Genomic DNA, 12,243 nt, shown 5'->3' with positions numbered 1-12,243 from the left:
GGATGGTTATTTCAAAGACCGGCCCCAGGTTGCCGGCACATATGTATGGATAGCGCGGTATACTAATAGTAAAGGGGAAGGGGTTACGAGAACGGGAGCGGTTACGCTGGTGAGATGAGGAGGTGGAAAATAAAAGGGAATGCGGCGGCGGGCCGATTGGTTGAGAAGGCATCTTGTTTCATCTGTAAGGATAACCAGCCAGGGTGTTTCCCTGATGTGGTTGAAAAATGCACCCTGTTTCACGGTATTAGATAAAACAAAAGCTGTTTCACACGCTTTTACCAGGAGTTGCATACGCCTTTACCCCTAATAACACACGCTTTTAATACCAGTTGCGCAGCAGCTTCGCAGGTATGGCCTGAACACCGGGAGCCGCTGCGCCATCCAGCTCAATTGATATAGATCAATTTTCTGTATTCCTCCCTATTCATTCTGTTCATTTTCAGCTTAAACGGTCACTTTGTTTGGGTGATTTTACGTGTTCATTTACCTTCGGCGGGAAACCATATTTTTCATCTTTCAAACAATATTTTTATGCCCAGGCAAACCGGCCCGGTGTATATAACCGGCACTATCGATGGTATTTGTTATTATAAAATGGATGGCGAATATTTGTATCGCCGTAAAAGCTCGTTGAGCAGGAAGCGCGTAAAGAAAGACCCGGCCTTTGCGCTCACCCGGGTATATGCAGACCTGATGGCCCAGGCATCGCGGCTGGCTTCTGCAGTGTACCGGCAGCTGCCCAAGGCCAGGAAAGGAGTGGCGCTATTCCATGCAATGACCGGGGAGGCGCTGCTGCTGCTGAAGCAGGGCGTGAGTGTAGATGTTATTCATGAAAAGCTGCAGGTACGTTGCGGGCTGACTACAGCGGTTGTTGCTGAAAACGGCCTGTCAGTAGAGGCTGCGCCGGTAAAAAACACTGGCGGAGCATCGTCACGCGAAATAAACGAGCATTGCACAGCAGCTCCATTAAAAACGATCTGTACAACACCGGCGCGTTATCCAGTACGGCAACAATGCACGCGGAAAGCTACTGCCAGCATCCGGCAGCGGGGTACGCAGAAAATTGTTGTCAGCGCCCGGCATCTTTCTGCAAACAATATCCACATTGCGTTACCCGCTAACGCGCGGATGTACATTACCCCGGAGGGCCGCCTGGAGGTGAGGTTAACAAACAAAAGGACGAAAGCCGCGTACAGGCCGGGAGCCAGGGAATAACAGCGGTTACCTGTTGAAAAGAAAGCGTATAGCCGGTATGTATCAGCATATGCAGCGCTTCAATATTATCCTCCTGGAAAAGCGGATACGCTTTTAGGAAAACGTCTTCGTCTTTAGAAAAACAGTTATTTCCCAGGAAAACCGCGAAAGGCCAGGACCCGTATTCCGGTATTGGCCGGCCTTCAGGAGAACAGGCTGCTAATGGTGGCCTTTAATTGCCGTACACGCATTGCCCACATTTTGCCAAGCAAGACCATCTGCCCCAGGAAAATGACAACAATGCCGCCCAACAGCCAGTATTTGGTTACAGTGAAGTGGATCACGGATGTAAAGAACAGCAGCAGGCAAACCGCCATCAGCACCCGGGTGGCAACGGACAGTACCGCCTGTATCTTTATCCCCGAAAGTTGCGCATACAACGATTGTTGGAGATTGTTTCCCCTGCCGTAACGTTTAGTAAACCAATAGCTGATTATGCTATGTACAACGGCCAGCAACATGGCAGTTACCAGCAGCACATTTGCCGCCATCGGCTTACGGTTGCCATCAAACGCATTATAATACACACAAAGAAAGGCGGTAAAGGCCAGCGCCTCCACTATCATTTGCCGGCGAATGCGTTTTAACACCGGATGCTTTCCTTCCTGTAACATCTGCCGCAGCTCTATATTGCTTTTTGCGGCGCTGCCATGTTCCTGCCAGGCAGCTTTTAAAGGATCGTGTTCCATTGTTTATCTTTTTAACAATTGTTGAATTTTACTTTTAACCCGGTTCAGCTTTACGCCTACATTATTTTCAGTGATGCCGGTAATTGCCGCGATTTCCCTGTAGCTCAGATCTTCGAGGTAAAGGGTAATGAGCGCCTTGTCGGCATCATTCAGCTGCTTTAATGCGGCCCATAGCTGTTCTGCTGCTTCATCTCCACCTGGTTCATCGGGGCGGTCGGACAATACAGGCATATACCGTATATCCGGCGCTTTTTTGCGGAAAGCTGTAATAGCCGTGTTCAGCGCAATGCGGTATATCCAGGAGCTGAACTTTGACCGGCCCTGGAATGCAGGCGCGGATTTCCACAGCTGGAAGACGATTTCCTGGAAAAGGTCTTCGCGGTCGTGGGCGGTGTCGCGGTACAGGCGGCATATCTTGTGTATAATGCCCTGGTGATCGCTGATAAGCTGTATAAACCGGGTTTCATCCATTGTTTTTGAATGCGTGGTTATAAAGTTAGTAGGGAAAAGGGAGGAAAACTTACAGGGGGGGAATTTTGGGGGCTTTGCCTATACGCTGTAACTGTGAACAGAGCCAGGCTTAGCAGCTCATATTTTACCATACTGCTACCAGGCGCCGGTTCTTGCCTACAGGGTGCAACTTTCAAAGAAATCTCAACTTTCGCAAATGAAAAGCATCAACTTTCGCAAATGAAAAGCAGCTGGGACAATATGCCGCCAGCTACTTGGTATTTTAACTCAACTGTTAGATCAAATCGGAATTATTACACATAATTACTGTTAACTGCGCATACTTTCGGGAATATCAGTGGCCTGCCACTGGGGAGCGGCCGCTGTTACGTCCTGCTCATTGCGTCCAAGGTATGCATAGCTATCCGCTATCTATTTTTAAGTTCACTAACTTTTTCAATCCTTTCCTTAATCTACTACAAAGGTAGCTCCGCCCAACCGCTTAATCCCAGAGGAGCCTCTAAGAGTATAACTCCCACAAAAAATTACCGGGGTCGCAAGTTACCATTGCCTCCAATATTCCGACTTGGGGTTATAAACTTTAAAAACGTTTGCTTCAGCTTCTTCCTTAGCATACATCAATGTTCTTTCGGGCTCAAAGCTTTTAGGATAAAGATGTTTATTATAACATTCGATTGTTGCCTTTATAAGATTTTCTAGTGAATCACAGTAAGTTATAATCCCATTTATGTAAGGATTGGCATATGAAAAAAAGTATAGCATTCCATATGATACGGCATCTTCCCGACAGTCTATAAGATAATACTCTCCACCTCCTGTTTCAAACAGAGGAAACAAGCCTTTAGGCCAATGATTTTTTTGGATGGCGTAATATTCATAACTTTCTAAGCCAAGTTGTAAGGGAAAGAAAATACCTCCTCCAAACAATTCAATATTCCCATGTAATTCATGACTAGACGCCCCATTTCGCCATCCATATAATGTATAGACTTCTTCCGCCAGTGCTATGTCGATTTCATTCCTACCCAATAGTTCATCTACATGGTTACGATCAATTCCCGGCTGTAGCAATTCTACTAATGGGGAATTTATGCTCTTTAAAGTCGTCAATAACTGTTCCAGCAGAACAACTAGTCGATTTTTTTCATACATATATATATATTTACAATATCAATAATCCTTCCAGAACACCCAACAAGGCTTCCGTTACAGAAACCCCTGCTGGCAATAATATAGGAAAAGAAGGAACCGGTTTATAATCAGGATTATAAAGAGGGCTCATTTTTGTAACCAACGTTGAAGATGGGTCCCATGAGCCATCTGGTCTAGAAATAAAGAAAGCGGGTTGAGTTAATCCGGGGGCATCTTTACTGTTCTTCGGCACTACAATGTATTTATCTCCAATATTGAGCACCGCCATTAACCTATTTACCTGGATCGATTGAACCAGTTGTTCTTCGATAGGGACTTGCGCTGTCGAAGGGAACCTACCCATGTAAAACCCTCCCTCCATTGAAGATGCAAGCGGATATTCATCTACTGAAAAACCCCTTGTTCGCTTTATATAAGGACTTTTATTCCATCCCATTAATGCTTGGGCTCTTTTGGCCTCAGTAAAGCGCGGATCGTCTTTCCTTAATATGTTAGGATAACTCTCTACAGTTTGCGCTTCTAAAGTATGATGATATATAGCTGGTGTTATTGATTCCCAAACTGGCAACATACCCCTAATAGTAAAATTTGCATTATTCTCACCACCATATTGACCTATTAAATATTGTGCACGATTATCCAGGTCATCTATGCTTGATGAATTTCCATTCCTTTGCAGATCCCCGAAAAAATCTTGAGCAGCTTTACCGGACAAATGCGTGTCCATACCATTAGGATCAATAGCATTAATCGAGTTATTTGCGACATAGGTATAAGTAGAGATATTCAAATACTGCTCACCATGAGGATCCTTAACGTGCCACCGCCCTATTTGCTGATCATAAAACCTCGCTCCATAGTCATACCACTCCAATCCACTACCATCCCCGAACTCCTTATTTTGCAACTCCTTCCCATTGTATTTCATACGGTTCTCGGGGTAATTCGTGCCTTTCAGCGCATTGGAGGAGATCCCACTCATCGTCAACCCAAACGGATAATAATGCGTTTCCTCCAGCAGCGGTCCATTAATGTCCTGCACCGTCAAATTATCAAAGAACACATCCTGCGCGGTTTCATTGCTGGTGTACACGTACAAAAACCCACTCTTGGCAACCACCATCTTATCTACCGCCAGGGTTTGCAGCTGGTCCGGCTCGCCTTTTACCTGCCGTACGCCGCTGTTATCTTCCACTAAGTTAAACTGATCGTCGAATAATGCAAAGTTCAAGTAGGCTTTTGGTTTATCTTCCCGGTTCTCGTCGAGGTTCTTTTCCTTTAAGCGTTGGTAATCATTGCTGTTGAAGTTCCGGAAAGGCCCCAGGTTCTCTGCCTGCCGGGCGGCATGAGATGCATCTGGGGAGCCCTGGCCACCAAAGGCCTGCAGCAGAGAAGCTACCATGTCTTCCGGGGTGGCGGCTTTGTTGTTCTTAGGGCCTGTTGACTTGTAAAATGCCCGGGCGCCGATCTGGATCGTATCACCGGCCATTACGCGCAGCACAATAGAGGGGCCGATCTTTTTGCCACCGTCTTTGGCATTCAGTTTAGCTACATTTTTATTTTCAGACGCCGCCTCATCCTGTGGGTAGCCTACTGGTTTGGCAGTACGGGTTTCATCCAGGTTGCTGAATAATGCAGTTTCTGTTGCCGCGCTTTCGGTTTCCATGGTGGCCGTGTACATGCTGAAGTCTGTTTGCTCTGTCAGCACGGTTCTGACGTTGCCCAGGTGATCTTTCAGGAAGTAATCATACACATATGATACAGGGCTGCCGGTTTTAAACACCGTACGTATGCGACCTTCCTCATGACCCAGGAACTGCAGGATGTCGTTCTCGTACACAAAGCCGCTGATGTAGGTAGTGGTGGTTACCTTTGCAGGAGTAACCGTATTATCTGTAACGATCTTCTGCAGCTTATTGCCAGCGGCATCATATTTATACTGAATGCTGCCCTTACCGGTGATGGTTATACTCTCCGGCAGGTTCAGGTGGTTATAGGTAATAGCACTGATGCTTTTATTCAGGTCTTTGGTAAGGTTACCATTCACATCGTAAGCATAATCATCACCTGTGGCATTACCATTGATAAAGTCGCCCAGTTTGGCCGTGGTAGTGTTGCTCGGGTCTGCTACCGACAGCAGCTTGTTGCTGTTAGCCTGGTAGGTATAGCTTAGCTGATCAATGGTACTGATGGCAGTGCCTACCATGCCCTTCTGCGTCATGGAGCTGATGTTGCCATTGGCATCATAAGCCAGGTTGCTGACGGAGAAGTCCATTTGGTCCCTTGTCCAGCTGGTGCTGCCGCTGTTCTGTTGTGTGTAATCTGCGACTGTTAAGCGATTAGCATTATCGTAATTATATCCATAGGAACGCTGGATGCCATTGCTCCTGCTTTTCCATTTTATACCGGCTATATTGCCGTTGTACTGGTTGGTGGTATAACCATAGTCGTAGCTCAGGTCCTGGCCAAACCAGTTGCCGGTGCTGCCGGCGGTGCTTACAAATCCTTTGTTGATGCTCTTTAGCCAGCCACGCAGGTTGTATTCATAGTTCAACGTTTCCAGCTGGCTGGTAGTGCTGGTAACTCCCAGCCTTTTTGTTTTTAGCTGTCCCAGCTCGTCATAGGTGTTTTCCGCAATGGTTTTGACAGTGCCGGCATCATTGAGCTGTTTCTTAATTGTTTTCAACCTGCCGGCAGCATCATACAGCAGCTGTGTCATCACAGTGGTTTGCGGCGTGACTCCGCTGCGGGGATTATTATGGCGCAGATAGGTGCTGAGCAGTTTTCCGCTAAAGTCATACAGGCTGGTTACTACATCTCTGCCACCGCTTACATTGTCGGCAATGATTTGCAGCGTACGGCCTTTGTCTGTATAGTAAATGGTAGTAGTGAGCCACTGGTCGGTACCCAGCACCCTTACTTTGGTACCGGTTACCAGCCCTTGAGTCATGTTACTGGTGCTGGTGATTACTTCTGCATAGGGACTACCACTGTATTGCGGTTTCAAAAAATCGTTAACCGGATCCTGCTTACCGGTAAAGCTGTAGTCATCATAAAAGGTATAGGTAAGCGGCGTTAATGCACTGGAAGGGATATTGGGCAGCGGGTTGGTGACCGTGATATTGGCAATTCCCTGATTGGCGGATGGATTGATCTCTGCCAGCATTTCACCGGTACCGGAGTCAAAGCCATCTTCAAAGGTGATACTGTTAGTGGCCTCATATTCCGGCCGGCCATCATGGTTAGCCACTACCATGTCTGCCACACCGGGAAAAGTATAGCTGATGCTCTGGGTGTTGCTGGTAGCGGTGTTCATGCTGGTTTGCAAGGCATCACGGCTGGCCGATGAATTATACAATGCCGTTATGGTGGGGCGGTTTTGTCCATCATAGAAAGTAACCAGCCACTGGTTTTTGCCCTTCAGGTTACCATCCCGGGTGAACACCAGGCGGTCACGTACATCGTACACCATTTCCACTGTAGCAGCTCCCGGCACTTTTTTTACGATCATGCGGTTACGGCCATCGTACTGGTACTGGAAGCACAACTCATCGGCAATTGCCTGGGAGATTACCCAGGTACCCGTGATCAAACCTACTGCTTTGGGAGGTATTACAAACCGCAGGTTGCCCAGGTCGTCATACACATAATAAGTGCACAACCAGCCATTATGGCCGTCTGCAGCACCAGCGGTCAGCTCTACCCTTTTGAGCACTACCCTGTCTTCCTTGTCTTTGAACTCCACTACCCGCAAGCCTCTTTCATCTTTTGTAATATTCTTATACAGCGTTCCTGCGGCATATGCCTGGCCTGCGGCACTCGTTGGAATGGTACCTGTAGAGATGTCCCATATACGAACACCATCTGCGGTCGTATTTATTTCATACTGCATGGTTACCGGGTGATTGCCGCCTTCCTTTGCCCAGCTGTTGCCTGGTGCATAGGTTTTCAGCACACGGTTCAGTGGTGATGCTTCGTACTCTGTTTGCCCATAGTAGATGCTTTCTCCCGCGGCGCCTGGCGCTAAAGTACCATCCTGGTAAAAAGCTTTTTGCCCGTTAAAGGGATCGGTTTTAAACTTACCGTCGTTGGTATTGCCGGTTTTAGGTACATAAGGCAGGTACTTATATTGCTCACGGCCAAAGGCGTCATATACAACTGGTACTACCAGGTCTTTAGCGCCTGAGGTAATGGCTTTACTGACGGTTTGCAATGGCCTTCCCAGGCCATCGAAGTACTGGGTGCTTTGCCTTACTGCATTTACATCCGTAGATGCACTGACTGCTGCCGGGTCAGATGATGGCATGCTGGGCTCCCAGGTGCGGATATAGTTGATAGTAGTATTGGTATAGGCCGATGGTACGGTGGCAGCCGTTGCTGCGGGCCGGGTGCTACTGCTGGGCACATTCTGTGCAAATGCCCGTTCACTTCCTCCCAACAGTACCAGTCCTGCGGCTAATTTTAGTATAGGTGCTATAAATGTTCGCATGTTGCTGAGTTTACAGGGTTAACTATTGGGTGACAGGTTTTTGATACTGGTAATCGTATTGCTTCAGGATTTTGCCGTTCTGGTCCCTGATCAGCTTTAACCTGCCAAAGCCATCATACTCGTAAGTATTTGTTCTACCCCCCGGATCTGTAACAGTACTTACGCCATACAACGGAGAATAGGTGTAAGTAGTGATAAGAGCGTTTTTAAGCCTTGCATCAGAACGAAGTGGTGCAAGAAAACTATTTATTGCAGCATCCGTTGGACTTACCTGGGCGCTAAAGCTGGAAACAGCCGTGGCCCCTCCGAGAACAGTTTCAACAGTAGCATAATCTGCATTTTTGATCTCTGCTACAGGAAACTGCCTGTTATAGCCCCATATGTAACAGGTTGCCATCCCATTCTCCTGGCCAACGGACTTGGGATTTCCCTTACTGTCATATGCATAAAATCTTAACCGTACTTCTGCAGCGTTGTTTTGCGTTTGTGTCTGAACCGTTTCTGGTAAAATGGAAACAGCATTATCCGGCCAGTTTTTCTCGTAATTGGTGGATAGTTTTCTCTGCCTTACCTGGCTCACCTGCTGTTCCGTTTCTACAACGGGATCGATCATGTTGCGGTTAACCATGTCCTGGTAAGGGTTTGTTTGCCCGGCTGCCACCTTATCTGCCGGATGGGTGTACAATTCAGTCACTTCCTGGTTCTTACTGTTGACAAGCGTCTTTTTCTTTAAATAATAGTAGTCCGGATCATATTCGTATGTGTTAACCGTAGTAATGGTTTGTCCTGTTGCCGGATCGCGTTCCGTAATAACCGTGCTTTCAATATCGTTTCTTCCTGCTGTGGGCAGGTAATCGTTATATAAAAACCCAATAGCCGGATAATTCGCCACTTTAATGGAGGTGTTGGTATCGTCAAAATAATCTGGTATAAGAAATAACACCGGTGCTATGGTATAGGAAGTGAAATTATGAACCACTGCCTCATTGGAATAATCGGGCATCAATTTATCCGTATAGTTATTGAGGGTAGTTTTAATAATATTATCATTGGCGTCATAAACCACCTCTTTTTTTAATGATCCAAATAGCCATGTGGCGTTAGTGGATGGCACGAATGGAAAACTGCCGCTTGAACCACTACTTGCTGAAGTAAAAAAGCGTTCAATTTTGCCATTGCTCTTGCCATTATTTTTTAAATATTCAACTGTACGTTTGTAACATACAGGGCTTCCGGCCGTATATATAATATCATAAGCGGAAGTGCTCTGGCGGAGGCGTATCAGCGGCTCTCCACCCTCATAGGTACGCCCATTCGCAACTGACACCGCCATCAATCCTTCATAGCGTGTTGTATAGGTGTAGGTGGGATATGTTAGCAGGACACCTGAAGAGAGGCCGTCTTCTCCCTTATATTCATATTCTCTCTCGGAAACCGGGGTTGCGGAAATTCCGTCATAATCGGAAATTTTCTTTGCCCGCAGGCCTCCCACATATGGCTGTACATGGCTGTAGTAAACGGTATGCGAGGTTTCCGCCTGCTTTTCCTTCCATTTCAGCTGCGCTATTGCACTGTAATTGTTAACAGTGAGCATGCTATAGTAAAACCTTACCCGGTACTGCGTTCCTTTTATAAGACCAGGAAGAGAGAAGGTGATTGAAGACTGAGTAAAGGGAGTAGTAAAGTCCCTTGAGATCAATGCATTGCCGTTTGGCGGAAAAATCTCTACTCTCAAAGCACAGCTCCCATTGCAGGTTCCAAAGCTTGTGGGTTGCAGGGATAAGGTAAATTCAGTAGCATCCGGCTCACCATTAAAGGTAAAATAGACATCCTGGTAAGTAGGCGTACCGTTGTACATGCCTAAATTATAGCTCTGAGTCTGATCAAGGTATGGTGGATCGTCAACCACTACTGAAAAATTCTGGTTTAACCAACCATCATAGGCCTCATTGGGTTCTAATTGAAAATCAGTCCAGCCACCGGTGGGGTAAATAATTTTATATAATGAGCCCGCCAGGCAGCCGTTTGGATCTGTGTCACGGTTAGTACCCGGCAGCTCGAAAAGCCCGCCAACATTTTGTCCAAAAATTTCATGCGGGATCCTTCCTGTGCCTTCTATCGTCCAAAAAGTCGGATATCCCCAGTGATCCTGGTGAATATCCAATCGTGGAGGCAAATCGGTTTTATAAAAAAACTGATACGGGGCATCCTGTACTTCCGCATTCAGCCCGGCGAATGGTATTACCTTTAAAAGTGTGGCCCTGTTACCAAGGGAATAATCCTGCTGAAGCATGTATCCCCTTCCTACTTGTTTATTAGGGTCTTGTATCAGTATCCTGGAAAGCAGATGATCATTTGGCAGGTCCGTTCTTGGGGTGGCATTGTAAACAAATTGAATATTAAGCCCATCAGGGAAAGATATCTTTTTTAATTTCTTTCCTGAGATCTGCTGGCTGTGACCAGCACTCGAATATATTACCGAGTTACCAGTCATAGACCCGTTTGGGTATAGATCTGTTGCCTCTGTTTCTGTTGCGGATGTAACATATTCATTAATCTGAACATCATCATACTCCAGGGTAATACTATCCTGGCCGGATGGCGCCTGGATTGATGTGAGATACCAGGAGGAATTAAACCACTGGTGAAATGCAACTCCAGAAAGCATCGTTAATTCAACAGCACTGAAAATGTATTTAACGCCATTTTCATCTGTGATTGTAAATTTTGTGATCCGGGATTCGCCCGCTGTTTGATTGGTGGTTACCTCCTTTTCTATTTTCACCTTTTGCGCATCTATCATTAAGATGTCGCCATTTCTTCCATAAACAAATCTGCCGGACCGCCCGTTAAAATTAAAAGTGAAAAGGTCTTCTTCGATATCCAATGTTCTGCTATAGGCTTTTACAAAAGGTTTAAACTCAGGTGAATTAGCAGGGTCATTACCGGTTGCACCATCAAAATATGGTGTATTTAAAAAGCCACCCCAATCTTCGTCAGGCGTACCTTTCACTACCCTGGATATCACACCTCCTGCGTTCAGCGCCCATCCAATCCCCACATCGGATGCTACTTCATCTACCCTTACTCCACCGGCATGATAGTCCAGCGATACAGGCAAAGACAGCCCGGTATTTTTGTTGGAATATTGATATATCGGAATGGTTACCTGCGGAATCCCTGTTGCAGGCCCTACCGGTATATTACCGAACTTGGCAAAGGCGGCAGCATTGGGCGATGGTGGCACGGGACTATCAAATCCGGGATTAAGGTTATTATTTGTTTGGCTAAACGAGTTTATTGCAAGAACAATCAAAAAACATGATATAGGGATCTTTCTCATCTAGTTTATAGTTTAATGCTTCTCTAATTGGGTGATCCGCTTCAACAACTCTTTTTGTTGCTGTTTCAGCTCATTGTTCTCTTTTTTCAGCTCAATCAGGTATAATGTCATCTCCTCCATCTTCTGCACCAGCTTCTTATTCATCTCTCCCAGGTCAAGCCCTTCCTTCTCAATTTCAGCTGCAGCAGGAATATCCGGCAAGTGCTGATGCTCCCGGATGTATTTTTCGATTTCAATTAAAGAAGGCAATATGTAATCCTTATTAAAAACATAATCCGGCCAGCCGGTTTGCGTTACTTTTACTTTCTTCGCAAACACATCACCGTTTACGGCCAGCTTTGCCTGGGGTGTTGTAGTGCCGATGCCTATGTTTCCATCTGGCTTAAAGGTCATCCAGGGCGCCGCATGCGCCAAATCAGCGGAGGTGTTTCCTCCAATGTATGCGTAGGTTATTGTGCTGCCTGTTCCGTATACGCCCCATGCAAACAATTTGCCTGTACTGCTATGAGTAATACTAAATTCCCTGGCCCAGGCCTCCGGATAGTCCACATCGATATTGATGCCGTAGGGATAGCCTCCAGGGTTGGTTAATCGTATAGCGCCGCTATTTACATGAAGTAAAGTTGTGGGAGTTGTTGTACCAATGCCTAAGCGGCCGGTATTATCCAATGTCATTCGTATAGGAGCTGTAGCATTTATTCTTCCTGTTTCAAAGAAAAGCTTGCCCGCATTCGCGGCGGAAATATGCAGGTCTGTATAACTCTCAATTACATTTGCCTTTCTTTGTAAAGTCACCGGGTAAAATGCAGATCCCGTACCTATGAACATCGAAGAATTTGTGA

The 12,243-nt window shown here is 46.3% G+C and carries 6 protein-coding genes and 1 pseudogene; 1 reads left to right on the top strand and 6 read right to left on the bottom strand.

The genetic code is table 11. The features are described from left to right. Window positions 1–534 precede the first annotated feature (534 nt). On the top strand, window positions 535–1,218 hold the full coding sequence (locus VFS25_RS15235) for a hypothetical protein (RefSeq protein ID WP_326463023.1): 684 nt from the start codon (window positions 535–537) through the stop codon (window positions 1,216–1,218). Between the two features lie 182 nt (window positions 1,219–1,400). Here VFS25_RS15235 and VFS25_RS15230 read toward each other — a convergent pair whose 3' ends face one another. From VFS25_RS15230 to VFS25_RS15205, 6 genes and pseudogenes are all read right to left on the bottom strand, one after another. Next, window positions 1,401–1,946, bottom strand: a complete 546-nt coding sequence (locus tag VFS25_RS15230; RefSeq protein ID WP_326463022.1) for a hypothetical protein — start codon at window positions 1,944–1,946, stop codon at window positions 1,401–1,403. 3 nt (window positions 1,947–1,949) lie between these two features. Then, window positions 1,950–2,417, bottom strand: a complete 468-nt coding sequence (locus VFS25_RS15225) for a sigma-70 family RNA polymerase sigma factor (RefSeq protein WP_326463021.1) — start codon at window positions 2,415–2,417, stop codon at window positions 1,950–1,952. Window positions 2,418–2,957: 540 nt separating this feature from the next. Then, window positions 2,958–3,569 (bottom strand): SMI1/KNR4 family protein, encoded by a 612-nt coding sequence (locus VFS25_RS15220; protein WP_326463020.1) that lies wholly within the window; start codon window positions 3,567–3,569, stop codon window positions 2,958–2,960. A 10-nt stretch (window positions 3,570–3,579) separates the two neighbouring features. Beyond that, window positions 3,580–8,058: a DUF6443 domain-containing protein gene (locus VFS25_RS15215; protein WP_326463019.1), complete on the bottom strand. Its 4,479-nt coding sequence runs from the start codon at window positions 8,056–8,058 to the stop codon at window positions 3,580–3,582. A gap of 22 nt (window positions 8,059–8,080) precedes the next feature. Continuing rightward, the gene (locus VFS25_RS15210; protein ID WP_326463018.1) at window positions 8,081–11,401 is read right to left on the bottom strand and encodes an RHS repeat domain-containing protein; all 3,321 of its coding nucleotides are present in this window, start codon (window positions 11,399–11,401) and stop codon (window positions 8,081–8,083) included. Window positions 11,402–11,413: 12 nt separating this feature from the next. Next, a pseudogene (locus tag VFS25_RS15205) lies at window positions 11,414–12,243 on the bottom strand (hypothetical protein); the annotation flags it as partial.

Origin of the sequence: Chitinophaga sp., from assembly GCF_035761305.1 — a bacterium.
Taxonomy (GTDB): Bacteria; Bacteroidota; Bacteroidia; order Chitinophagales; family Chitinophagaceae; genus Chitinophaga.
The sequence above is the reverse complement of the archived record's forward strand: the minus strand, read 5'-3'. Positions and strand labels throughout refer to the sequence as shown.